The organism is Ammoniphilus sp. YIM 78166 (genome assembly GCF_004522215.1).
Lineage (GTDB): Bacteria > Bacillota > Bacilli > Aneurinibacillales > RAOX-1 > YIM-78166.
The window spans coordinates 394984-419019 of record NZ_SDLR01000005.1; the positions used below are offsets into that span (position 1 = coordinate 394984).

The 24036-nt window shown below is 44.3% G+C and carries 21 protein-coding genes and 1 pseudogene; 7 read left to right on the plus strand and 15 right to left on the minus strand.

What is annotated here, in order from left to right; translation table 11 throughout:
* Positions 1 to 31 precede the first annotated feature (31 nt).
* Entirely contained in the window at positions 32 to 1339 is a 1308-nt protein-coding gene (locus EIZ58_RS23110) for a hypothetical protein (RefSeq protein WP_134703306.1), read from the minus strand.
* 214 nt (positions 1340 to 1553) lie between these two features.
* Between EIZ58_RS23110 and EIZ58_RS23115 the strand changes: the two genes are divergently transcribed.
* On the plus strand, positions 1554 to 3494 hold the full coding sequence (locus EIZ58_RS23115) for a sigma-54 interaction domain-containing protein (RefSeq protein ID WP_134703307.1): 1941 nt from the start codon (positions 1554 to 1556) through the stop codon (positions 3492 to 3494).
* A 71-nt stretch (positions 3495 to 3565) separates the two neighbouring features.
* On the opposite strand, the gene EIZ58_RS23120 is transcribed toward EIZ58_RS23115, so the two are convergent.
* Complete coding sequence (locus EIZ58_RS23120; RefSeq protein WP_240689340.1) at positions 3566 to 4105, minus strand: pentapeptide repeat-containing protein; 540 nt, start codon at positions 4103 to 4105, stop codon at positions 3566 to 3568.
* Positions 4106 to 4344: 239 nt separating this feature from the next.
* On the opposite strand from EIZ58_RS23120, the gene EIZ58_RS23125 reads away from it, so the two are divergent.
* On the plus strand, positions 4345 to 6297 hold the full coding sequence (locus EIZ58_RS23125) for a methyl-accepting chemotaxis protein (RefSeq protein ID WP_134703311.1): 1953 nt from the start codon (positions 4345 to 4347) through the stop codon (positions 6295 to 6297).
* Between the two features lie 401 nt (positions 6298 to 6698).
* Here the strand turns inward: EIZ58_RS23125 and EIZ58_RS23130 are convergent, their stop codons facing one another.
* From EIZ58_RS23130 to EIZ58_RS23170, 9 genes are all read right to left on the minus strand, one after another.
* Positions 6699 to 7907, minus strand: coding sequence for a CaiB/BaiF CoA transferase family protein (locus EIZ58_RS23130; RefSeq protein WP_134703312.1), 1209 nt, complete (start codon positions 7905 to 7907; stop codon positions 6699 to 6701).
* A 27-nt stretch (positions 7908 to 7934) separates the two neighbouring features.
* Entirely contained in the window at positions 7935 to 8699 is a 765-nt protein-coding gene (madM, locus tag EIZ58_RS23135; RefSeq protein ID WP_134703314.1) for a malonate transporter subunit MadM, read from the minus strand.
* Complete coding sequence (madL, locus tag EIZ58_RS23140; RefSeq protein WP_134703638.1) at positions 8696 to 9100, minus strand: malonate transporter subunit MadL; 405 nt, start codon at positions 9098 to 9100, stop codon at positions 8696 to 8698. Before madL ends, madM begins: the two co-directional genes overlap by 4 nt.
* Before the next feature lie 116 nt (positions 9101 to 9216).
* The gene (locus tag EIZ58_RS23145; RefSeq protein WP_134703315.1) at positions 9217 to 9987 is read right to left on the minus strand and encodes an enoyl-CoA hydratase/isomerase family protein; all 771 of its coding nucleotides are present in this window, start codon (positions 9985 to 9987) and stop codon (positions 9217 to 9219) included.
* A gap of 98 nt (positions 9988 to 10085) precedes the next feature.
* A complete protein-coding gene (locus tag EIZ58_RS23150; RefSeq protein ID WP_134703639.1) occupies positions 10086 to 11009 on the minus strand; it encodes an AEC family transporter in 924 nt (307 codons plus the stop codon).
* Between the two features lie 111 nt (positions 11010 to 11120).
* Entirely contained in the window at positions 11121 to 11609 is a 489-nt protein-coding gene (locus EIZ58_RS23155) for a hypothetical protein (protein WP_134703316.1), read from the minus strand.
* A 172-nt stretch (positions 11610 to 11781) separates the two neighbouring features.
* The gene (locus EIZ58_RS23160) at positions 11782 to 12471 is read right to left on the minus strand and encodes a VCBS repeat-containing protein (protein WP_134703317.1); all 690 of its coding nucleotides are present in this window, start codon (positions 12469 to 12471) and stop codon (positions 11782 to 11784) included.
* Positions 12472 to 12629: 158 nt separating this feature from the next.
* Positions 12630 to 14171: a glycine betaine uptake BCCT transporter gene (locus EIZ58_RS23165; protein ID WP_134703318.1), complete on the minus strand. Its 1542-nt coding sequence runs from the start codon at positions 14169 to 14171 to the stop codon at positions 12630 to 12632.
* An 81-nt stretch (positions 14172 to 14252) separates the two neighbouring features.
* Positions 14253 to 15200 (minus strand): HD-GYP domain-containing protein, encoded by a 948-nt coding sequence (locus EIZ58_RS23170; protein ID WP_134703319.1) that lies wholly within the window; start codon positions 15198 to 15200, stop codon positions 14253 to 14255.
* 166 nt (positions 15201 to 15366) lie between these two features.
* Between EIZ58_RS23170 and EIZ58_RS23175 the strand changes: the two genes are divergently transcribed.
* Entirely contained in the window at positions 15367 to 15897 is a 531-nt protein-coding gene (locus EIZ58_RS23175; RefSeq protein ID WP_134703320.1) for a DinB family protein, read from the plus strand.
* Positions 15898 to 15923: 26 nt separating this feature from the next.
* On the opposite strand, the gene bcp is transcribed toward EIZ58_RS23175, so the two are convergent.
* The 4 genes and pseudogenes from bcp to EIZ58_RS23195 all read right to left on the minus strand — a co-directional run bounded on the left by bcp (position 15924) and on the right by EIZ58_RS23195 (position 20564).
* Complete coding sequence (bcp, locus tag EIZ58_RS23180; RefSeq protein WP_134703321.1) at positions 15924 to 16394, minus strand: thioredoxin-dependent thiol peroxidase; 471 nt, start codon at positions 16392 to 16394, stop codon at positions 15924 to 15926.
* Between the two features lie 104 nt (positions 16395 to 16498).
* Positions 16499 to 17950: an NADP-dependent glyceraldehyde-3-phosphate dehydrogenase gene (locus EIZ58_RS23185; RefSeq protein ID WP_134703322.1), complete on the minus strand. Its 1452-nt coding sequence runs from the start codon at positions 17948 to 17950 to the stop codon at positions 16499 to 16501.
* Between the two features lie 348 nt (positions 17951 to 18298).
* Positions 18299 to 19138: an MBL fold metallo-hydrolase gene (locus tag EIZ58_RS23190; protein ID WP_134703323.1), complete on the minus strand. Its 840-nt coding sequence runs from the start codon at positions 19136 to 19138 to the stop codon at positions 18299 to 18301.
* A 137-nt stretch (positions 19139 to 19275) separates the two neighbouring features.
* Positions 19276 to 20564 (minus strand): annotated as a pseudogene (locus EIZ58_RS23195) (NCS2 family permease).
* Positions 20565 to 20885: 321 nt separating this feature from the next.
* Here EIZ58_RS23195 and EIZ58_RS23200 point away from each other — a divergent pair.
* The 4 genes from EIZ58_RS23200 to EIZ58_RS23215 all read left to right on the plus strand — a co-directional run bounded on the left by EIZ58_RS23200 (position 20886) and on the right by EIZ58_RS23215 (position 24036).
* Positions 20886 to 21311 (plus strand): GNAT family N-acetyltransferase, encoded by a 426-nt coding sequence (locus EIZ58_RS23200; protein ID WP_134703640.1) that lies wholly within the window; start codon positions 20886 to 20888, stop codon positions 21309 to 21311.
* Between the two features lie 332 nt (positions 21312 to 21643).
* On the plus strand, positions 21644 to 21913 hold the full coding sequence (locus EIZ58_RS23205) for a glutaredoxin family protein (RefSeq protein WP_167577905.1): 270 nt from the start codon (positions 21644 to 21646) through the stop codon (positions 21911 to 21913).
* Between the two features lie 104 nt (positions 21914 to 22017).
* On the plus strand, positions 22018 to 22509 hold the full coding sequence (locus EIZ58_RS23210; protein WP_134703325.1) for a GNAT family N-acetyltransferase: 492 nt from the start codon (positions 22018 to 22020) through the stop codon (positions 22507 to 22509).
* Positions 22510 to 22602: 93 nt separating this feature from the next.
* The gene (locus EIZ58_RS23215; protein ID WP_134703326.1) at positions 22603 to 24036 is read left to right on the plus strand and encodes an FAD-binding oxidoreductase; all 1434 of its coding nucleotides are present in this window, start codon (positions 22603 to 22605) and stop codon (positions 24034 to 24036) included.

Below are 24036 nucleotides of genomic sequence, written 5' to 3' on the forward strand. Positions count from 1 at the left end.
ACAAATAAAAAAACCTGGTTTGCACCAGGTTTTAGGTGGAGGACACTGTGACTTCAATCGGATTTTCACTTTGTCTTTTTTCCAAGTGTCGTAGCCAGAGATAGATCACGAGCAATTCCAACGGTGCAATCATCGCGGCAACCAACCCCGCAAGCGCTCCATTCAACTGAGGGAACCCATACAAGAACAGAATTAATAAGCTGATAGAAAGGGTAACAGAAATCATTTTACTTGCCATAATCGCCCGTGTTTGTCCGCGCAGCATACATTTTCCCGCCACAAAATCAATCCATGGAAACAAGAAGCTGTGTACCGCTAAAAAGATGAGAAGCAATTGCACATTTTGCAAAAGGGAACCCTGTAGGCCTAGAATCCCCTTCAGCATCCACCCGCCCAAAGCATCCGAAGCGAAGGTCAACAGAATAGAGGGAGCTAGCAACGAAAGAAAAGTGACGATTCGCACAACTTCTCTAGGTTGCGTTTCGTAAAACTGCAGAACAATCTGATGTACCGATGCACAAAACCAAATCACCATATTGGATAGCTGAAGGGCAACCGCATAGGAAGCAACAGCGAGCGTCGGATTCTCGGTTTTGTTTAAGGTTGCCTGAATCGAAGGATTCAGTAACACGAGCACCATTGAAGAATACAATAAGGGCAAATAAAAAGGCAGCAGCTGTTTGGTTTGTACCACCATCTGTTCTTTTTGGGTTTCCGGGAGGGCACGCTTCAGTACCAATCCTTCCCAGACGGTAACTACGCATTCAATCGCAAGTCCAGTCATGAAAATGAGCGCCCCTACCCTACCGTCATTCGTCCACCCCATACGTATGAAAAACCATGACATAATAAACATGACTGTTACGCGGATGACCATTCCCACCGTCATCCACCCTGTACGCAGCTGGTTGATAATGAGGCCTTGAAATAGACTTCGCAGGGCGGAGAATAAATAGAGAAAGGCAAGAAACTGAAACACCTGCGTCGTCGGCAACAACAGATCATCCTTTACGCCGAAGATATAATGAAACAGCAGCTGACCCGCAGGTGTCCAGCCAATGATGATGCTCAGTAGAACCAAGACACCGGTTACAATCCCAGCCAAATGAGCCACCGTTTTAAACGAAATCTGATCCCGCGAGTATTTGCTCGAGGTCTGCTTGATGACATTAATCGGCAAATCTATCAGAAAGGCTAAACTAACCGCCACGGCATAGCTGCTAATCGTAATATTCGGTTCTGCCGAACGAGCCAAAACCCCGTTAATAATGACATGTGTCAACGCAGCAAGAAGCGATGATGTCCCCATAGGGAGATAAAACAACATAATTCTTAACATATGTACCCCTTCCCGGGATGCACCGAATTTTAATTGGAAAGCAAAGAATCATCTTCCAAAAAAAGTATACTACCGTAACGTGAATTGGTAAAGCAGAAACTGCGCGGGATTACGTTAGAAAATGTAACATTCATTTTTGCAAATTGTATTTCATTTATGAATAATCGTAGTATAATAGAATGAAACGGCTTACACATCGAGGGGGCATTTACCTATGAAACACGGAGCCTATCCAACCGAACTTGAAATGAAAGAACTACTAGAAACCAACAAAGACTTAAATGCCATCCTCTCCTCCATCTACGATGAGATCTTAGTGGTGGATCCCCAGGGGACGATTATCCGCGTGAGCGATCATTTCCTCGCAGAATTTTGGAATGTAAAGCCTGATCAAATTATCGGACAAAACATCCTCGAGCTAGAGAGCAAAGGGTTAATTGACCTCTCGGTCACTCATCAAGTCCTAGAGCATAAGACGAAGATCTCTATTATCCAGGAAACCTGGAACGGACGCCGAATTCTCGCTACCGGAACCCCTATCCTCAATGAAAATGGAGACCTGGAGAGAATCGTCGTCGCGTCCCGGGACATTACGGAAACCTCCAAGCTTAAAAATGAGCTGAAGCAGGTCAAAAGTAATTCAGAAAAATTAAAGCAGGAACTCGATGTATTAGAAAACCGCTTATCAAAGTCCTTTGTTGTATACAGTGACAATATGAAGGAAGTGCTCAAGCAAGCCGAAAAAGTAGCAAGTGCTTCTGCTACGGTTCTATTAATCGGAGAATCTGGCGTGGGTAAGGAAATGGTGGCGTCAGCCATCCATCAGCTAGGAGAACGATCTAGCCAACCCTTTGTCAAAGTCAACTGTGGAGCCATACCTGAGCACTTGTTAGAGTCTGAACTCTTCGGGTATAAGAGAGGCGCTTTTACAGGTGCTGATCCTAAAGGAAAGATCGGCTATTTCACCCAGGCGAATCACGGCATCCTCTTCTTAGATGAAATTTCCGAGATGCCGCTGAATCTTCAAGTAAAGCTGCTGCGGGTGCTTCAAGAAAGGGAAGTCACGCCCATTGGAGAAATCCAGTCCATCCCGATTGACGTGCAAGTCATTGCAGCCACCAACAAAAATTTAGAAGAGTTAGTGAAGAAAGGTGCCTTTCGAGAAGATCTCTACTATCGATTACACGTGATTCCGATCTCAATTCCTCCCCTGCGTGAGCGAGCCAAAGATATCGCTTTTCTAGCCCATCATTTTGTTAACAAATACAATCTACAATACAAACGAGAAGTCGAGCTCACTCCCGATGCGATCGACCTGCTAAAGGTCTACCCATGGCATGGCAATGTCCGGGAACTTGAGAATGTCATTCAGCGGGTAGTCGTGACCAGCGAAGAAAAACAAGTCTGCGCCCAAGCTCTTAACCAAATGATCCCCTGGAAGAAAAGCGTGGAGAATTCCAAGCCGATCGTTACTAATATCATGCCGCTGCAAGAAGCGTTGGATCATGTAGAAGAGCAGCTGATTCTCATGGCGATGGAACAATATAAATCGTTGAAAATGGTCGCCCAAGTTTTAGAGGTCAGCCAGCCAACGATGAGCAGGAAATATCAGAAGATCAAAGAAAAACTTCAACATCAAAATATGAATCCAGCTGATCGTGCTCACACCAGTATTCTAGAAGAAGAACTAAATAAGCAATTGATGTCTGTGGCCATTGTCACGGCGACATCCATCGATGCCTCGGACGTCAAGCAATTAATCGGAAATCTTTCTGCGGATAACCCCTATTATCTTAAACTGCAAAACAAACTAACTATGATCCGCGAGCTAGAAGGAAAGATTGAATGGAACTATATTTTTACCGTCAATGCGAATCGCGGAGTCATTAACCTTGTAGCGGACAAGCGGCTAAAGCTCTATCCAGGAGAAGAATATTTTGGCCCGCCAGAAATTATGAAATGCATGTACCAAGCTATGAAAGGAAAGGTCGGCGTAACGCCACTCTATGAAGATATATTTGGACAATTAAAGTCTAGCGTCGCTCCAATTAAAGACGATTCCGGCAATATTGTGGCGATCCTAGGCTCCGATTTTAGCGCCGACTATGTGAACACCCAGATCAATAAGTTGAAGAAATTGTTTAAGGGGAAATAAAAAGATCTTGCCCACAGAGGATTCAAATGGCAAAACTGCGGACACGGGCGGAATCCGTGTCCTTTTGCCTATTAATCTCTAACCTTTAACCCTAATAGCTTAGAAAACTCAATGGCTTGTTCTGAAGAAACTACGCATCCAGCGAGATGGTCGATGGACACATTCAGCTGATTAAATCTGCAGGTACTAATATCTATCCCTTTCAATAAAGTCTGTTTAAAATCCACATCGTCTAAGTCGCAGCTCTCAAAAGCCACCTTGTTGAGCTTACAGTCGTAGAAATTGGCACTTCTTATCGACGATTGATCAAACCGTACCTGCTTCAATTTGGCGTCTGTAAAATTACTTAAATTCAATTCGCACTTCTCAAAAGAAACATTCCCCAAGAAGGCACCTGAAAAATCTAGGCCAACTAACTTGCAATCTTTAAACACAACTCGATTTACAACCCCTTCGGTCAACCTCGCATTAGAAAGGTTACAATTCTCAAAAATTACATCCGTCAGGTCCCCTTTAGTCAAGCCTACATGAATGAACGAAGCATTTTTAAACATTACCTTGGAAATAATTGGTTGGTTCAATGTCTGATGATCGGCTCGCACCCCTGTCACCTTCCCGTTTACTAGATGAGCCTCATCCTCATAGATTTGTTCAAAATCTACATCCGGTAATAAAGTGGTTATTTTAGGAGGTTCTACCTAGCCTAGTCTTGCTCGGCGTATTGACGGCAGAGATAAAGTGGAGAAGCCAAAAAATAATGGATTAACTTTTTTGCAGTGATTTTCTTACGTAAAAGTTTTAAAATAAGTTGTACTTGCTATAAAAAGATATATATATCCAGGGGGTTATCATGAAGATTAAGTACAAATTAATTTTTTCGTTTGCTCTTATCCTGCTGCTTCCAAGTCTAGCTATCGGGAGCCTTTCTTACCTAAGCGCGAAGTCTAGCTTAGAACGAGAACTTCTATCAGGAGCCAACGAAAGCATCAAAATCCTAGATTCACTCATCAACAACACGATTGATGCCAAGCTAGTTGACGCGGCATATTTTTCCCAAGCGATCCACTCGACTCACTATGATGGCCTCGAAAGCCCGTTGGTGAGAGAGCGGCTTGATATGTATGCGGCTCAACATCCGGAAGTTCTTTTTACATACGTAGGTACAGATACCGGGCTGATGCTAATGTCTCCCGAGGATTCTTTGCCGGCAGACTTCGATCCAAGAAAGCGCCCATGGTATCAAGAGGCATTAGCGAAGAAAGGACAAGGAATTATTACGGATCCTTACTTAGATGCAGCAACGGGTGATTTCGTCATTACGATCTCACAAGCGCTCGCGGATGGCTCGGGAGTCATAGGCATTGACTTGAATTTAAATAAGTTAGCCGATACGGTCGAGCAAGTTAAGGTTGGAAGTGAAGGCTACCCGATCCTAATGGATAGGAATGGCGTCTACCTTGTTCACCCTACAGAAGAAATCGGGTCACAAGCAGACGAGAGTTGGACAAGCCAAGTCCTGCAGGATCAATCAGGTGAATTCCATTATTTGCATGAAGATCGAAGCAAAATCATGACCTTCGTAACCAATGAGAAAACAGGCTGGAAGCTCGCGGGAACCATGTACGCTTCTGAAATTGAGCAAGCGGCCCAGACGATATTTGAAAGAACGGTGGTCGTCATCGCCATTTCTATCCTGGCGGGCGCTCTCCTTGTTTACCTTATTATTGTCTCTATTAATCGGCCTCTTCTTCAATTGGTGCGGGTCGCAGATGAAATCAGTCAAGGGGATCTAAGCCAAGAGGTAGAGGTACGAGGTCGAGATGAATTTGCGCATTTGAGCCGTAGCTTTAATGCCATGATTATTTCTCTTCGATCTGTGATTGGTGGGGTCCAGGATACAGTAGATAAATTATCCTTTTCCTCTCAGACCCTTTCAGAAAGCAGTAAGCAGACCACACAAGCCACGGCATCCATCACGCTGGCCATCCAGCAAGTCGCGAGCGGTGCCGAATCTCAAATGATGGACGTAGAGGAAAGTTCGCAGTCCTTGCATGCCATGAATAACGGCATTCAGCGCATTGCCGAGAATTCCTTAGAGGTTGCCGATGCGGTGCAGGATACCACCAGCCAAGCTGCCCAAGGCGAGCAATACGTTCGGCAAACCGTTACGCAAATTCGTTCCATTCATGATTCAGTACAAGAGTCCAGTGAAGCTGTTAACTTACTGATCGAACGTTCTAAAGAAATCAACCAAATGGCAGAAGTCATCACGGGCATCTCAAGCCAAACCAACCTACTCGCCTTGAATGCCGCAATTGAAGCGGCCAGAGCCGGGGATCAAGGAAGAGGCTTTGCTGTGGTGGCAGATGAAGTACGAAAACTAGCCGAACAATCTGCCCTTTCGGCTCAACAGATCACAAAACTGATCGAACAAATTCAACGAGATACGCAGCGCTCCTTTGAAGCCATGGGTCACGTGAAAAAAGAAGTAGAATCTGGCCTTGTTGTCGTCAATACAACAGAACAAAGCTTCCAACGAATTCTATCTTCCATGGGTTCCATGCAACAAAAAGTAGAAGAAGTATCCGGAACTGCCCAACAACTCGCAGCCGGTGCCGAGCAAATTACATCTTCTGTAGCCACCATGTCCCAGGTTTCCAAAGAAACCTCGTCTAGCTGCCAAGAGGTTTCCGCCTCCGCCGAAGAGCAGCTGGCCTTAATGGAGGAAATGAACCATTCCGTTACCATGCTTGCAGAAATCTCCGACGAGCTACGAAAGATGACGAAGAAGTTTAACATGTAGTGGAGTTACTTTAAGGACCGTCGTTATTGATGTGGAATGTCGATTATGGGGCCATGAAAATTTGCGGTCTCCAGAATAGTGCCCCCATACAAGATGTATGGGGGCATCAAAACCATTCAAAACCCATCACAGCCAAAATCAAAGCATCATTGACGCTCTATGATTCACTCACCCCTCTACAGAAATACCCGGCGAATTTGCTCATACGCGGAACTCACCACCCATGGGGCCACGCTCTAGTAACATCCAAGCGGGAATTAATCCCGCCTGTGTAACATCGCTTATCCCTTATTTAACAGGGTAACAGGTGTTTTCCTCTCCCCGCCTCCCACACAAAAAAACAGGGGCTCCCAACCTCGGAAAGCCCCTGTCCCACAACTTCAATATTTGTCGATTGTCGACTATTTATTTAAAACTGCATTCCCCACGATAACTCCTGCTTCCTCTAAACGAATCAAATCCTCCTCTGTATACCCTAAGCCTTTTAAAATAGCTTCATTATGCTCCCCTAGTGTAGGTGCTGGTGTGTCAATGGAACCCGGATTTTTAGATAGCTTAATCGGGATGCCTGGCATCATAATGGATCCCGCTACTGGATGTTCCTGGTGGACGATCATATCTCTTGCTACGACTTGCGGATGCTCCACTACTTTGGCTACATCGTTGATCGGACTGGCCGGAATCCCTGCTTCTTCGAGGATGGTTAGCCAATCTTCGACTCCTTTTTGGCTCATGACTTCACTCATAAGGGGCTCGAGCGCATCCCAGTTATCGGTGCGGTTGCCGTTTGTTTTGAAGCGTGGGTCTTGGGCTAAATCCTCACGTCCAACGGTGTAGCACCATTTTTGCCAGAGTGTATCATTTCCCGCTGCTACGACCACGTAACCATCCGTTGCTTTAAAGACAGAAAACGGAGTGATGGACGGATGGCGATTTCCTGTTGGCTTAGGTGATGAGCCGGAGACCGCATAGCGAGCGATCGCATTCTCCAAGATGGCCACTTGGCAATCGAGCATCGAGACATCTACCTTTTGACCAAGACCGGTTTCCTTTCGTTTATTCAAGGCGGCAAGAATCCCAATAGTAGTAAATAAACCGGACGTGATATCCCCCACGGATGCCCCTACTCGAGTTGGCGGGCCTTCAGGCTCTCCCGTTAAGCTCATAATTCCACCCATTCCTTGAACGATAAGGTCATAGGCCGCTTTTTGGCTATATGGTCCGGTATGGCCAAAGCCTGAGGTGGCAGCGTAAACAAGGCCCGGGTTCACTTTTTCCAGCTCTTCATAGCCAAGGCCGAGCTTTTCCATCGTACCTGGACGGAAATTTTCAAGGACGATGTCGGCTTCTTTAACAAGCTGGAGAAAAATCGCTTTTCCCTCTTCACTCTTTAAATTTAACGACAAGCTTTTCTTATTGCGGTTCAACGAAATGAAGTATACACTTTCACCGTTTACAAAAGGGCCAAAGCTTCTCGAATCATCTCCGCCTTGAGTATTTTCAATTTTTACGATGTCTGCCCCTAGATCACCTAGAATCATGGAGGCATAAGGTCCAGCCAATACCCTTGTTAGATCCAATACGCGTACACCTGCTAAAGCTTTTTCCATTTTATTTCCTCTCCTCTTTTATAGAAATTAATTAAAGAACACTTTTGTTGCCAAGAATAAAACGGAGGGAACCATCAGGCAGCCTAATCCTGTGTAAAAGGTAGCCGTCATGGCTCCATAAGGAACCAGCTTGGGATCGGTCGCTGCTAACCCACCAGCTACTCCGCTGGTCGTCCCCATGAGTCCACCGAATACAATCGCGCTGCGAGGGTTGTCTAATCCAATGTATTTTGCGACAAAGGGCGTCCCCACCATAACGATAATCGACTTGACGAGTCCAGCTGCAATACTTAAAGCAATAACCTCGGAGCTGGCCCCAACAGCGGCCCCAGTGACAGGTCCAACAATATAGGTAACCGCTCCTGCACCAATCGTGGTTAAGCTCACTGCATCCGTATACCCGAAGCTCAATGCAACCAAAACACCAACGACAAAGGATACGATTACACCTAGGAACAGAGAGATCACTCCGCTGATTCCTGCTTTTTTCACTTCATCGAAACTTGCACCGAACGCCGTAGATACGATGGCCAAATCCCGCAGCATACCGCCGCCCATTAATCCAATGCCGGAAAACATCTGTAGATCGGCCAGCCCTTTGTTTCCTCCCGTACTAATCCCACCTAGATAGGCTAGAACCAACCCAAGGATGATAGCGATTGCAGAACCGTGTATTCTTCCTTTTGTCAGTTTGTCAGAAATGAGATAGGAGACATACATCGTGATCCCCACCACAACAAAGGCGGTAACTAATCCGTTTTTCTCCAAAATACCTATTAACGTCTCCATCATGCCTGTTTAGCCTCCTTCCATTCACTTGCTTGCTCCGCATCTTCTTTCTTCATTCCAATCTTAGCGACTAAGGGCACGAGGGCAAAGCTCACAACGGTAGCCATCACACCCGCCAAAATCGCTAGTGGGCCTCCTTTAACCGCAGCTACCACATTTTGTCCTGCCGTCATCGCAATGACGATCGGTATGTACATCGCACTCCAAAACGCAATCCCTTCCTGTGATTTAATCGCTAATTTCTTTTTCTTGGTTAAATAGTCGACAAGCAGGACCAATAGCAGCATGGCAATACCAACGCCACCGACATTGGAATTCACTCCTACCACCATGCCAAGCAGATCGCCTAAGAAAACGCCAACCAACATACACCCTGCCAGCAAGGCTACACCATAAATGACCAATCCAATACACCCCCAAAGATATTCACCTTGCTTATGCACGTTATGTTTCCGCTTACAGTATAAGTTACAAAGAAGTAATGGTTAAATCCACTCTATTATTTATCTCTTTATATTTATTAGGACTGAAATCTTGGTTGTCTCTTTTCTGAGAAAGCCCGACATCCTTCTGGAAAATCAATGGGATCGACATAACTCCAGGGAAGATCCGGACGTAATTCACACACTTCTACCGCTTTTTTGACAGCTTGCAGAGATGCGGTAGACTGACGCATCATAACTCGGGCTAGATTCAAGACCGTTCGGTCCAGCTCCTCTGGTTCAACAAGCTGATTCAGTAGCCCAAACTGATAAGCCTCTTTCGCCTGATAAATCTTACCCGTAAAAACCAGTTCCTTGGCTCGGCTTGGACCTAGCTCCCTGACAATGCGCCTCATAAAAGAGGGACCTAACGTAATGCCTAACCGCCCTACCGGGATGCCCATTTTGGTTTGAGATGTTCCCACCCGCATATCACAGGCAAGAGATAGTACAAAACCTGCGCCCATGGCTGGACCATCAATTGCTCCGATCACCGGAATGGAAAGGTTTTCAAATGTGGAAATGGCCTCTTCCATTGTGCGGAATGCCGCATTCGCCTCCTCAAGGGACATTTCTGCAAATTCTTTGATATCGGAACCTGCCGTAAACTGCCCCGTCGCCCCTCTTAATACCACGACTTTCATTTTCTTGGATTGACTGATTTCCTTGCCGATCAAGGCAAGCTCCTTCCACATGTCTGCCTTCAGTGCATTCCTGGACGCCGTACGATTGAACGTCACAATAGCAATTTTGGAGGTTTGTTGGAAGGTAATTTTCCCGTCTTCCACTCTCTTAATGAGGACCTGCATCCAAGCTCACTCCTTTTTTCTGCGTTCCACCCTGTAGTCGATTGTCGACATTTTTATAATAGCAATATTTTAATAAATAGTCAATATTTATTCAATTTTTAGTTTAATAATCGCAAAAAAATAGGAAGCACAAAGAAGGAACAAACCGTCGTCCATAATACACACCTGCTAACAAATTGTGGTGCAGCATTAAATCTTTCCGCTAGAATAACCGCATTAACAGCAGCGGGCATGGAGGCCAGCAGCAATAAAACGGAAAAAAGCACACCCTTCGCTCCTAAAACGACCAAGATCAAGTAAGCGATCACTGGAGCCGCAATTAAACGAATTCCGATTCCTGCCTTAAACGCTTTTCGATAAGTTTCCCCAATCTCCATCTGCCTTGCACTCATCATTTGAACCCCCAGAATGGCAAGTACAACAGGAGCATAAGCGGTTGACAGCATCAGAAGTCCTTTCTCTACTGCTAAAGGAATGTCTAGATGGAAGCTGCGGAACCCGAAGGCTAGAATAGCCGCATAGATAGCGGGCATACGAAACACACTGATTAACGCTTGCCTAATTGTAAATTGAGAACGTGCAGCAAAATATACCCCTATGGTGTTGACGATTATTATTTGTACAATTACATAGATGGCTGCCACATGCATTCCACTCTTTCCAAAGGCAAGCAGAACCAACGGTAATCCATAATTCACACAGTTCGTAAAGGTCGAAACCATCGTCAAGCCCGCCGTTTCCGCGGCTGATAACGTAAATACCCTACCCAGAAAGCTAGCAATCCCCCAGAGAACCAATAGATTGGTAATGGAAAAAAAGAGAATCGTAGAAACATCGTGGACCGAGATCTCCGCCTTGTAAATCGAGTCAAAGATCAAGGCCGGACTAAGAATGTAGAGGGCTAGAAGAGCGAGGCCCTTAGTATCCAACTTATGGAACCGATACAGCAGGGCACCTCCTATGACAGGAAAGGACAGGGGCAAAAACACCTGGTAAAGGGTTAGCCAAAACGAAGTAAGCATCTTAACACATCCAATCTTTAACATTTTCCTTACTTCTATTAAAGCACAAAAGTCCCACTAGGATCTATACATTGTTATACGCTCTACCAGCACCCTTGACGTAACCTTTACTTATTCACCCGGTTGGACCTCCACGACGATACTGCCGAACCACACTTCATCAATGTACGCATCCAGCTTCCATGTACCTGTTGAAGGTAACGTCAAGTAGCCTACCGATTCCGCATAGAAATGAGGAGGCTTGATGATGTCTTCGTTGGGAAAACCAACCACCCCTTCAAAAGCGGTAATCGTCTTGCCCTCTTGACTCGTCCCGACTACAGTTACCGGTCTATCAAATAATTGCTCTGTTTTTTCCGCTGAGTCGCCCCATAAATGAAGGAGTTGCTTATTATCGGCACCCTCCCTAACGGGAGCATCCACGATCGCAAGCTTCCCTTCCACTCCTCGAAGCCCATAGGGTACGTCCCTACCGTCTGATCCAGACTTCATAATCGTAAAAGGGGGACTTGCTTCTCCGATCTCGAGTGGATTTGAATGGTTAGAGCAACCTGATTGAATCATTACGATAAGGAAAATGAAAAGAACGACCCGTTTCATCCGACACCTCCGTTTAATCTTACTTCATTAGACGGTTAGGGCTGCCGTTTGGTTACTTGTTTGGTCGTTTATTGTTATCCCAGCTTCGCTTTGTTTTTGTAACATCGACATCGAAATACTTAAAGTAATGAGCCAGGATCGATGTCCTGGCTCTATCCTCGCTAGAGGGCTATCAACTTCCCCAAATTGCCACTTGTTGATTATCCAACCCAAAGTGATTGCCTTGCCATTTTAACGTGTTTAGTACATAGCCTAACGAATCCGCATTATATCTTCCCGCTATCTTCTGATAAGCAAGCAGCTCATAAACTCCATTCGAGTCGAAGTCCACAGGATAGAGCCCACTTAGTGGGTTGACAAAGCCTTGAATAGGAGAAATTAACTTCCCGTTGGTATCATAGATTTCGTTTAAATAATCGGCATCCCTTGTCGAGATGTCGATCATGAACATATTATTATTCCGCTCACTTACCACCTCGACTTTATAGTAGTCTTTATAGGTTACCCGGTACTTGTATTGCTCGTTATATCGATCGGAATGAAACAACAACTGGGGAGCATTATTGAGGAAGGAATAAATAAAGTGATTCATGATAGCCCCGCTTCCTCCCGTAGCAATACTAACTAAAATGTCATTCACCTGATTCCCCGTAAAGTCCCCTAAAAATAACGACGGCGCATAGCCTACATTCGGACGAAGCGCTACACTCATCGTCCTGCCAGTTTTCCCATCTTGTACGTGAAGGGAGATGTTTTGTGTAAACGGGCTATCTGCCGTCTTTATTCCTGATAAATAGACATAATCGGGAATTCGATCGCCATTTACATCCCCTCTTGCAGAAGCTACAACCTGTGAGTACATTGGCTTCACCAACCTATCGAAATAAAAAAGCTAAAGGTGTTCAAAAAAATCTCTCTTCAACACTCTATGCTGGGCAGAGAGTGCCTGTCACTCCCCGAATTTTGTCGACGACCCACAAAAAAGCCCAGCTACCATTACGTAGCTGGGCTAAGACCTACTTATTTTCCTTTCACTTTCTCTTTCCAAAGCCTAAATTCCTTCCGCTCCTTATCTTCTTTCTTCTTCTTGCTCGCTACCTCTCCTTTAAACGATCTCAGCATAGAAATGGCAATCAGTACGAGTACAAACGATAAGGGAAATGCGCTCACAATGATCGCAGTCTGCATCGCGCTAAGTCCTCCGGATACCATCAGAACCACAGCGGAAGCCGATAGAATGATGCCCCACACAAGCTTGACGAAGGTAGGCGGATTAAGACTACCGTTAGTGGTTTGCATGCCCAATACAAAAGTTGCTGAGTCTGCTGAGGTAATGAAGAAAGTGGAAATCAAGAACAATGTCAACACAATCAACACCATGGTTAAAGGAAGATGCTGATACACGTAGAACAACGCCGTTTCAAGAGATTGAGCCGAAACAGGAAGTCCTCCAAAATACTCCATATGAATACCCGTCCCGCCAAACACCGCAAACCATAGAGAACAGACAACGGTTGGAATCACCAAAACAGCAATGACAAATTCCCGAACCGTCCTTCCTTTGGAGACGCGAGCAATAAAGGTTCCTACAAAAGGGGCCCAGGCAATCCACCAAGCCCAATAGAATATCGTCCACCCTTGCACCCATGCGGCTCTTTCTTCATTAAAAGGGGCCAGGCGAAGTCCCATACTCGGGAGATTTTGCAAATACGATCCAAAAGTGGATACAAACAGGTTCAACAAGAAAACAGTCGGCCCCATAAAAAGGAATACAAAAAACAGGACAACAGCAAGAACCATATTGGTATTACTGAGATACTTGATTCCTTTGTTAATTCCGGTACCTGCCGAAAGCAGGAATAGGATCGTCACGACCGAAATGATCACCAGTTGAACCGTAAACGTATTCGGGATACCAAAAACATAATTCAATCCCCCATTGATTTGAGTTGCTCCTAAGCCAAGGGAAGCGGCTACCCCAAAAATCGTGGCAAATACGGCTACTATATCGATGAAGATCCCGATAGGACCTTTAGCCCTCTCCCCGAGAACTGGATAGAGAGCGGCGCTCATCAGCCCTGGGAGTCCCTTGCGAAACTTGTAGTAAGCAAGCGCAAGTGCAATCGTTGCATAGATCGCCCACGCGTGAAAACCCCAATGCAGATAAGTGTATCTCATGGCAATGTTGGCAGCATCGCTCGTCGCCGCTTCGCCTAGAGGTGGACTAGAAAAATGAGAGATCGGTTCCGAGACTCCAAAGAAAAGTAGCCCAATCCCCATTCCAGCACTAAAGAGCATTGCAAACCAAGAAGCGCGATTAAACTCTGGCTTGTCGTCATCCTTGCCTAGTTTAATTTTCCCATAGGGACTAAAGATCAGAAACAGAGCAAAGAGGAGAAAGAAAGTAGCGACAATCTGATAATACCATCCAAAGTTTACCAAGAAAAATTGTTGCCATACGTTCATCACTCGACCAAGGTGCTCAGGGGTAATCACTCCCCAGAGAACAAATCCTAAAGAAATTGCAAGTGAGATCCAGAAGACCTTTGTCACTTCCTTCATATTTGTCCCTCACTTTCCGGTTGGTTTCGGGTTACCTTATCAGTATTTACCACATTACCGGAAATCATTTTTGGAGAAAACTCAATCCCTCTTTGAACCTACTATCTTTATTTTACCTTCTTTAATTAGCTCTAAGAAAACATCTGTAACCTCCGGGTCAAACTGGGATCCTTTATTCCTTTTAATTTCGGCAACAGCATATTCCAAGTCTATATCTTCACGATAAGCCCTTCTTGAAGTCATCGCATCAAAAGCGTCTGCAAGCGCCATGATCCGGGCAACCAAAGGAATTTCATCACCTACTAGACCGAGTGGATATCCTTTTCCATCATAGTGTTCGTGATGATACCGCACCATGTCCAATATACTGTTGTTCTTGAAAAACGGTATATAGCTTAACATTTTATAGCCGATTTCAGGATGTTTCTTGATAACTTGAAACTCTTCCTTCGTTAAACGGGAGGGTTTATTTAAAATCTGCTCAGGTACACCAATTTTTCCTATATCATGGAGCAACCCCCCTATATAGATATGTTGACATTGCTTGTTGGACAGCCCCATTTCTTTTGCAATCTTTCTTGAATACGTTGCGACATTTTGAGAATGAAAAGAGGTATATTTGTCTCTTGCATCTAACGCTTCCGCCAAGGTAGAAGTAAGATTAACAATATGCTCTCTTTCCTTCTGAAAATTCACTACCAACACCCGTATAACAATCGCTAAGAAAAAATAAATAAACCACCTCAGCAGGAATAATTCAATAGTCCAGACTTCAGTTGTAGAATGAACCAGAAGTGAAATGATAACAGCCCCAGAGAGGATGAAAATAGTGATCGCGTGTCGAAAAATTAATCCAGTCATAATCATGCAAGGTATATAGGCTAAAGTTAACATGTTTTCTGGAAAAACATACAAGTCAAGTGTTAATCCTAAGAGTAGCGACAAAACCCCTGCAAGGATGTAAAAGGGGCTTTTCTCCTTGCCTTCTTCGGGGACAAAATCAAATTTAGCAGTTGTGGCTTCGAGCATAATAAATGACTCCCTTTTTTTCAATATAGGTGCAATATATTACTATATTACTACATCCTCAGAAGATATTATGTCGTTTTTTGTCATGAGAATCTTAATGATGAACAACAAACATAGAAATAAATATAAACAAACTTTGGACTTTTGTAGGAAAGGGGAGTCTAGATTGAACTTTCAAATGAAAGAAGCCATCGAGGTGCTGGAACGTACCCCCCAAACATTAGAATACTTTTTGAGCGGTTTATCGAATAGTTGGCTTCAAACGAACGAAGGTGAGGGAACGTGGAACGTCTTTGAGGTGATCAAACACCTCATTGAAGGGGAAAAAACCAATTGGATCCCGAGGGTAGAATTTCTTTTAGTAGAGGGAGAAAGCCGAACCTTCCCCCCATTTGACCGCTTTTCACACTTAAACAATCAGATGGAAAAATCCATCGAACAAAGCTTGCACGAATTTAGAATCATTAGACTCCAAAGTATCGCGAGGCTGAAGCATCTTGTCAACCCTGATCTGCATCTTGAATTAACCGGCTCACACCCCGCACTAGGCGTAGTGAAGCTAAGAGAGCTGCTTTCCACTTGGGTTGTTCATGATTTAACGCATATCGCCCAGATCGTAAGAGTTATGGCCCTGAGATACCAAATGGACGTAGGGCCTTGGAAAGAGTACTTGAGTATCTTGAAAAAAGTTAAATGAACTATACAGCTTCAGTGGCTTAAGCTTCATTGAAGGTTGTCTTTAATAAATGCCAAAACCTCTTGCACATGACCCTTTACCTTTACTTTTGGAAAGACTTTCGCTATTTTCCCTTCCTGATCTATCACAAATGTCGTTCTTTCAATGCCCATATATTCCTTGCCATAGTTTTTCTTAAGCTTCCAAACGCCATAGGTCTCAGCCACCTCGTGATTTTCATCAGCAAGGAGGATAAAGTTTAGGTTATGCTTGGCAATAAACTTTTGATGCTGAGTAATCGGATCCGGACTTACCCCGATTACGATAGTATCTAAAGATTGAAAGGCTTCATAATCGTCGCGAAAGTCACAAGCTTCCGTAGTGCAGCCAGGGGTCATATCCTTTGGATAAAAGTAAAGGACTACGTTTTTTCCTTTAAAATCGCACAGTGTCACGTTTTCTCCATTACTCGCAGGCAGGGTAAAGTCCGGCGCCACTTGCGCCAATTCCATAGTCATGTTCTAAAACCTCCTCTATTTTGCACTACCTTATATTCTACCAATTTCTTGATTTCTAGCAAACAAAGAGCCCCACTCTTGGTAAAAGAATAGGGCTCTTCTCATTAAAGATTTAACACGACCACTTTATCTCTCGTCATCGATTCAATACTTCGGCGAACCCCCTGTACGCCCATCCCTGAGTTTTTCACTCCTAAGAATGGAAAATGATCCGGTCCGCGCTCCGTTCTGCCATTGAGCTGGACGCTTCCCACCTCAAGCTTGGCAGCCAAGAGGAAGGCCTTATCCAGGTTTTTCGTGAAAATACTTGCCTGCAAGCCATACTCCGATTCATTGGCCAACTCTACTGCTTCCTCTTCGCTGTGCACCCGAATGATCGGCAATACCGGTCCGAACGGCTCTTCCCACGCCACACGCATTTCCTTCGTTACTCCATCGAGTACGGAAGGAGCTATTAAATTACCTTCACGCTGATTTCCGATCACTAACTTGGCACCCTTCCACAACGCATCCAAAATTAGCCCATGTACAAAATCGGCAGAAGCCGAATCGATCAAAGGAGTAATATCAGCATTGTCTTCAGGAAGACCCACGCTCAGTTGGGACACCTTTTCCTTGATTTTCAATACAAGCTCATCCGCCACCTGGTCCATCACCAGCACTCTCTTAATTGCCGTACAACGCTGACCAGAATAGGAGAATGCACCGCTAACGATCTGATTCGCAGCCAAATCAAGATCCGCGTCCTCCAGCACAATCGCAGGATCTTTCCCGCCAAGCTCGAGAACAAGTGGGATCATCTTCGCCTTTTTTGCGATATCTGTTCCGGTTTGTGTTCCCCCCGTAAACGAGATGAAGTCGATGGAGCGATGCGTAACAAGATAGTCTCCAATCTCTGATCCTTTTCCGGTAACAACATTCAAAACCCCTTCTGGAAGACCCACTTGATGTAAAGCTTCAACCATCATCAACGCACTTATCGCTCCTTGCGTGGCTGGCTTCAGCACGACGGCGTTACCGCAAATAAGAGCAGGTGCAATTTTAGCTGCTGATAAATTAACCGGATAGTTAAAGGGAGAAATCGCCAACACAACACCGAGAGGCTCCTTTTCAATCACAGCCATTTTCTTGGCATTCCCCCCGTAAAACGAATCTCCTTTCATCATTTCCCCGTGCAGTCTCTTCCCTTCTTCCACATTGTATCGAATTAAGTCCGCTGTACGGATTACCTCGTCTCGCGCAGCCGATTTTTTCTTCCCTACTTCCTTCATGATCATCTCTGCAATGGGCTCAACATTCTCAACTAATCGATCCGCCCACGCCAAAAGAATTCTTCCTCGTTCATGAACAGGGAAGTCCGCCCATTTCTTCTGGCCCTTCACCGCCCCTTGAATTGCTGCTTCGGCTTCCTCTGCTGTCATAGCAGGAATCTCACCCACCGTTTGTTGAGTCGATGGAGACACGATACTAATCCATCGACCAGTACTACTGTCTTTCCATTCTCCATTTACCAACGTCTGGTATTGTACCTGCTTCTCAAACGACTGAATTCCCATCTATTTCATTCTCTCCTCTGCTATGTGGTTGGAATTGAAGGTATATTGTGTAAATTCATTATATTACATCGGGACTATATTTGTAAACCATGGACATTATTTGTCCCTAGACAATGGTGAAAAGGCCCTGAAACGGGCTTAAGAGCTTGCCTGACTAGATTGGGGAATAAAAAAAACTCCTATCGGAGTAAATTCAAAGAAGCCAGACCGCGTTTAGAGGAAGTTTTTTATGCAGAATAAGGAGGATAAATCAACGAAGTTTATACTTTCTTAGTCTGTAAAAAAAGCCAAGAGCATCTCTTGGCTTCCAACTATCCCCAGTAACCGTTTCTACCTCTCGAGCACGAGCTACAACACCCTCACTTGATCCACCACATTTCCCTCCGTATCCCACTTGATCGCGCGGCACAGGTTATCGTGATAGAAGATAAACCAAGCCTTTTCCTCAATCGCTTGATGAATCCACTTTTCCTTGGCAAAAATAGAATCCATTGGATAATCATCAAAAGCTAAGACCCACAGCGGGTTTTTGTGAGCGTGTGTTGGCATGATATCCCCCAAGTGATAGGCAATTTCGCCAGCACTCTCGATTCTAACGATCGCGTGTCCTGCCGAATGGCCACCCGTATGAATCAACTCGACTCCTTCCGTTACTTCCACCCTTTCTTTAAAAGGACGAACCATGCTTTCAACTGGTTGCCAATTTTCTTTAAAGTAAGTATTGCGAGAGCGGATGTTAGGAAAACGCACTTCCTCCCACTCTGTAACGTTCACGTGGTGGATTGCTTTCGTAAACACGGGTAGATATTGACTTTGTTCAAGTTTAGTCAAACCTGCCGCATGATCGTTGTGAAAGTGAGTTAACAGAACATGATGGATATCCTTTAAAGTCAGACCCATTTCAGCCAAAGATTTCTCCAAGTCCGATTCTTCCACAATCCCATGCCTTGCCTTTTGCTTATCATCAAGCTTACCGCTACCCATCCCGGTGTCGATGAGCAAATTTTGTCCATTGGCTTGAACTAGGATTGGATCCGTACGAAGCTCTATCATATTGGACTCGTTACAGGGATATTTTTTACTCCACATCATTTTAGGGACGACGCCAAACATGCCTCCCCCATCTAACGCAATTTTACCACCGTTAAGCCAGGTCAAACGATAGTCACCAATAGTCAAAGATTTCATCAATCTCACCTCTACTCTTTTTTGAAAATTATACCAGATACAGAATGAATATTCATTCATTACTTTTATATTTATTTACCCACATTAGAAATATCTAAAAAAAATCCTACTCAAGAGTAGGATCGGTCAAGCATTCTCTAATGTGCAGGAAAGTAGATCATTTGAAGGATAAAAATCACTCCAAAAAAATAAAGAATGGGATGAACTTCTCTGCCTTTTCCATTTACCAGCTTCATTAAAGGATAGGTAATGAAGCCAATGGCAATTCCGGTTGCAATGCTAGAGGTTAAAGGCATGGTTAATATAATAGCAAAGGCGGGAAAGGCATCATCGAAGTCCGTCCAATTCACCTTAGCCAACCCTTCCATCATGAAGCATCCCACAATGATTAAGATAGGAGCCGTTATCGCTGGAAGAGCAGATATAGCCGATACAAAAGGTGAAAAGAATAAAGCAATCAAGAATAAGACCGCCACTACGAGTGCTGTTAACCCTGAGCGTCCTCCTGCAGCAACTCCTGCAGATGACTCAATATAAGAACTAGAAGGACTTGTTCCGAGCGTCGCTCCGACGGTTGTAGCCACTGCATCCCCCATCAGGGCAGACTTTACTCTTGGGAATTTCCCATCCTTCATCAGTCCAGCTTGCTCTGCCACCCCTAGCATGGTGCCGGTCGTGTCAAAAATAGTAACAAGTAAAAAGGCAAAGACAACGGTATATAAACCGTTTGAAAATACACCGCCAATATCTAGGTCAAAGAAGACAGCAGGCGGTGGTGCGGCAATAATGCCTTCAAATTTTAGATAACCTGTAAAATAGCCTATCACCGCGGTCACAAGCATTCCTAGAAACAATGCCCCGTTTACCTTTCTTGATATGAGGATCAGCGTAATAAACAACCCAACCAAAGATAAAACAGTAACAGGCTGATGTAAGTCTCCGAAGGAGACCATGGTTGCAGGATTAGCAACCACAATTCCAGCCATTTTTAGTCCAATAAAGGCAATGAATAAGCCAATCCCTGAGGTAATTCCATATTTAAGGAAGAGGGAATGGAATGAATCAACGTCTCACGAATCGGGGTTAGGGATAATAAAAGAAACAAGACTCCCGCCAAAAAGACGGTACCGAATACCACTTGATAACTTATACCGTTTGTGGCGACAACACTCGTAAAATAAGCATTCATCCCCATACCCGGAGCAATAGCGATCGGGTATTTGGCAAATAAAGACATGATCAAGGTGCCTACAACAGCTGATGCAATCGTCGCGATAAAGACTTGCTCGAACGGTACACCTGCAGCCGAGAGAATAGCAGGATTAACTACAATAATATATACCATGGTTAAAAACGTTGTAACCCCTGCTATGATTTCTGTTCGGATTGTTGTTCCTAATTCATTTAATTTAAAAAAACGGTCCATAGCTCCTCCTTGTTATAATCACACCTTTCCATACGCATCCAAGGAGGCCACGCCTTGGCCTAGCCATGGAGAAATCGCTCTCTATGTTCAGCTTCCATTGTCTACTTAAAAAGGGCTGCCTTTGTGGCAGCCACAGCCACTTCCATTCCAGAAAATGTAATACCTACCTATTCTACATCGATATTCCACAACTGTCATCTTAACGCATTACTACTTTAACATTCATGCTTTTCTCCCTAATTGATTTCTTTGGCAAGAGATGTTATATTCACCTGACGACCATACTGGTAATGGAAATAAAAGAGAAAAGAGATGATATCAGTGGAAGCCTTACGTGTTACAAGTCAAGAAGAATTAGATGAAGCCTTTAATATTAGAAAAGCTGTTTTTGTAGAAGAACAAGGAGTTCCTTTAGAAGATGAATTTGATGAGCATGAAGCCCATGCTGAACATATCTTGGTCTATTTTGAAGGCCAAGCCGTGGGTACAGGAAGAATGCGAGTAGTAGACGATATCGCCAAACTAGAACGTATTTGCCTCCTCGCTCCCTATCGAAAATATGGATTAGGCAAATTAATCATAAAGACACTTGAACAGTTGGCTAGCGAGAAAGGCTTAACCAAGACAAAATTACATGGTCAAACCCATGCAGAGGGGTTTTACCACAAACTAGGCTATGAAACCAAGTCCCCAGTATTTATGGAGGACGGCATTCCGCATGTTTTGATGGTCAAAAATTTAGTATAAGGAGTTTCCCTAGGCAGCCTACCGGCAACCGCTAGTAACAAGACTCTCGATGTGGTGCAGTATTCCTAGCGCTTGAACACTAGGTTCGCAGTAGAGAGTCCCTTTGCAATCTACAAACTCTCTTGCTGCTCCAAGGTTTGGCAACTTCCCCCGCAGCATAACCACCAGCGCTACCCGCGGTCATATCCACCCTCGCCTCCGTTATTTATCCTAATTTTACCACGCCTATCATTAAACTCTACCAAAATGCTGTTTACCTCTGTTTATTAGTTGGTTTTTATGGTATATTGTATACAATAGACAAAATTAATTACACAATGGAGGTACTTCTCATGGAAAAGAAAGTCGTACTTTGGAGCTCTTATACTTGCCAGCTTTGCACTGATCTCAAGCTATTCTTCGAGGAGCATCAAATTACGTATGAGAATCAAGATATGAAAAAAGATGATTCTCTTCGAGATATCATTGAGGCCAAATACGGTATTCGTAAAGCACCTGTAGTCGAAGTTGGCGATGATGTGGTGATTGGCGGTGGCCAATGGTCCGAAGAAAATTGGAAGCAATTAAAAGAATTATTAAATCTTTCTGAAGCCGTTAAATAGAGGAATAGACTGACGAAACTTTCGTCAGTCTTTTTTCTTTTTGCCAATCGTCCAACCCTTTCTACTAACAGAAGAATAGAATATATAAAAGAGGTGATCACTTTATGAGTATCTCTATTCAAGCTGCCGAGGAAAAAGATTTGGCGAAAATTCATAGAGTCATACACTTAGCCCATGCAAAAAACAGAAGAAATGGCTATTACTTTCCTATTTCTAGAATCAGCCAACGCAATCTACTTCTTAGAATGAGACGTGACCAATTCTATGTCTTAAGATATCATGACGAAATAATAGGAACCGTAGCATTAAGGAGACGAAATCATAGTCTAGAGATTTGCTCCCTAACAGTATTGGATCAATACCGAGGACAAGGTTTTGGAAAAAAGCTTTTAACATTCGCAGAAAACAAAGCGAAGGCAAGTGGTTGGAGCAGAGTCATGCTGCAGACTTTAAAGCAGCACGCCACTCTTCGAGCGTTTTACCAGCGCAGCGGCTATCGGCCTCTACCCGGTTCTAGAAACCGTAGGGGAAAGTGGATTGCTCTATACAAAACTCTCCCATCCGCCGTTTCCGATTCACTTGAGAAAATGAAATAAACTCCCACCAAGGTACCACAAAAAGTTGGTACCTTTTTTCTTTGCCATCTTCCCGTATACTGATCGCATGAACGTTACACGGGAGGTTTTCTTATGAAAAAAGGATTGTCGTTAGCGACCTTAATCCTTTTATGCTTTTTCCAGTATGTCTATAGCGACACGCCCGATCAAGATCCCTATCTGATTACCGATTTTAGCCGTCTACACCCCGTCAAAGTGGAGCGCTTAGTTCAAGGGAAGCAAGAAGAGCAATTGATCAAGCTCGTAAAAGAAGCGAGCGAAAAAAAGCTGAAGATCTCCATCGCCGGACAGCGTCATAGTCAAGGTGGACATACCTACTACAAAGATGGGATCGTGATCGACATGACCTCCTACAATCAGATTCTAGACTTTGATCCCCAAGGCAAAACAATACGCGTTCAGTCAGGCGCTACCTGGCGAGAGGTGCAAGACACCATCCACCCTTATGGATTATCGCTAAAAACCACACAATCTCAAAATATTTTTACCATAGGGGGTTCCATCAGTATCAACGCTCATGGACGAGACATCCGCCAAGGATCGATGATTTCGAGTGTAGAGTCGTTTCGTCTGCTGACAGCCGAGGGAGAGATAAAAGAAGTCAGTCGCACTCAAAATGCCGAATTATTCCCGTTAGCGCTTGGAGGCTATGGTTTGTTTGGGGTGATTTTAGACGTGACCTTAGCCCTAACCGATGATGCGATGTACGTGGTCACCAGCGAGGAGCTTTCCGTCAAGGATTATAGCCGTTATTTCATAGAGGAAGTACTCGCAAACCCCGATATTCATATGCATATCGCTCGTTTATCCATTGCGCCGGGCAGCTTTCTAGAAGAGATGTATGCCGTTAACTATGTCTTAGAGCCCTCTATTCCCTTAGAGTTCGATCGCAAGCTTGATTTCCATGAAAAGGGAGTCATTCCAACCAAGTTCTTTTTCAACTTAAATCGAAGCTTTGACTGGGGAAAGGATGTTTTCTGGCAGGCGCAAAAGCAGTACTTCCACACCCAGCAACAGACGGTAATCAGCCGAAATCAGGCCATGGGCTCCGAGTCCGCCTTTATGGAATACAGTAAAGTTGGTCAGAATGACTTACTCCAAGAGTATTTTATCCCTGTTCAACAGTTTCCAGATTTTGTCTCTCAATATAAGCAGATCTTGCAGGAAGAAGACCTGAATTTGTTGAACATTACCGTCCGGTATGTAAATCACGATGAGGAAGCCGTACTGTCCTATGCAAAGGACGATATGCTCGCCCTCGTTTGTTTATTTAACGTTTCTCTGTCTAATCAAGCGCAAGTCGAATTCAAACATAGCATTCAACGTGTTCTTGATGCCGTCATTGCTCACCAAGGATCGTACTATCTACCCTACGCAGCCTACCCGAGCATCGAGCAGTTTCAGACCGTTTATCCAAGATCCAAAGAATTTTTCGAAAAGAAACTTGTATATGATCCCAACGAGCTTTTTACTAACAACTTTTATGAACATTATAAGGGGGAATAA

Coding starts and splice junctions, on each gene's coding strand:
- EIZ58_RS23110 (WP_134703306.1), bottom strand. CDS start 1,339: ATGTTAAGAATTATGTTGTTTTATCTCCCTATGGGGACATCATCGCTT.
- EIZ58_RS23115 (WP_134703307.1), top strand. CDS start 1,554: ATGAAACACGGAGCCTATCCAACCGAACTTGAAATGAAAGAACTACTA.
- EIZ58_RS23125 (WP_134703311.1), top strand. CDS start 4,345: ATGAAGATTAAGTACAAATTAATTTTTTCGTTTGCTCTTATCCTGCTG.
- EIZ58_RS23130 (WP_134703312.1), bottom strand. CDS start 7,907: ATGGAAAAAGCTTTAGCAGGTGTACGCGTATTGGATCTAACAAGGGTA.
- madM (WP_134703314.1), bottom strand. CDS start 8,699: ATGATGGAGACGTTAATAGGTATTTTGGAGAAAAACGGATTAGTTACC.
- EIZ58_RS23145 (WP_134703315.1), bottom strand. CDS start 9,987: ATGCAGGTCCTCATTAAGAGAGTGGAAGACGGGAAAATTACCTTCCAA.
- EIZ58_RS23150 (WP_134703639.1), bottom strand. CDS start 11,009: ATGCTTACTTCGTTTTGGCTAACCCTTTACCAGGTGTTTTTGCCCCTG.
- EIZ58_RS23155 (WP_134703316.1), bottom strand. CDS start 11,609: ATGAAACGGGTCGTTCTTTTCATTTTCCTTATCGTAATGATTCAATCA.
- EIZ58_RS23160 (WP_134703317.1), bottom strand. CDS start 12,471: ATGTACTCACAGGTTGTAGCTTCTGCAAGAGGGGATGTAAATGGCGAT.
- EIZ58_RS23165 (WP_134703318.1), bottom strand. CDS start 14,171: ATGAAGGAAGTGACAAAGGTCTTCTGGATCTCACTTGCAATTTCTTTA.
- EIZ58_RS23170 (WP_134703319.1), bottom strand. CDS start 15,200: ATGCTCGAAGCCACAACTGCTAAATTTGATTTTGTCCCCGAAGAAGGC.
- bcp (WP_134703321.1), bottom strand. CDS start 16,394: ATGACTATGGAATTGGCGCAAGTGGCGCCGGACTTTACCCTGCCTGCG.
- EIZ58_RS23185 (WP_134703322.1), bottom strand. CDS start 17,950: ATGGGAATTCAGTCGTTTGAGAAGCAGGTACAATACCAGACGTTGGTA.
- EIZ58_RS23190 (WP_134703323.1), bottom strand. CDS start 19,138: ATGAAATCTTTGACTATTGGTGACTATCGTTTGACCTGGCTTAACGGT.
- EIZ58_RS23205 (WP_167577905.1), top strand. CDS start 21,644: ATGGAAAAGAAAGTCGTACTTTGGAGCTCTTATACTTGCCAGCTTTGC.
- EIZ58_RS23210 (WP_134703325.1), top strand. CDS start 22,018: ATGAGTATCTCTATTCAAGCTGCCGAGGAAAAAGATTTGGCGAAAATT.
- EIZ58_RS23215 (WP_134703326.1), top strand. CDS start 22,603: ATGAAAAAAGGATTGTCGTTAGCGACCTTAATCCTTTTATGCTTTTTC.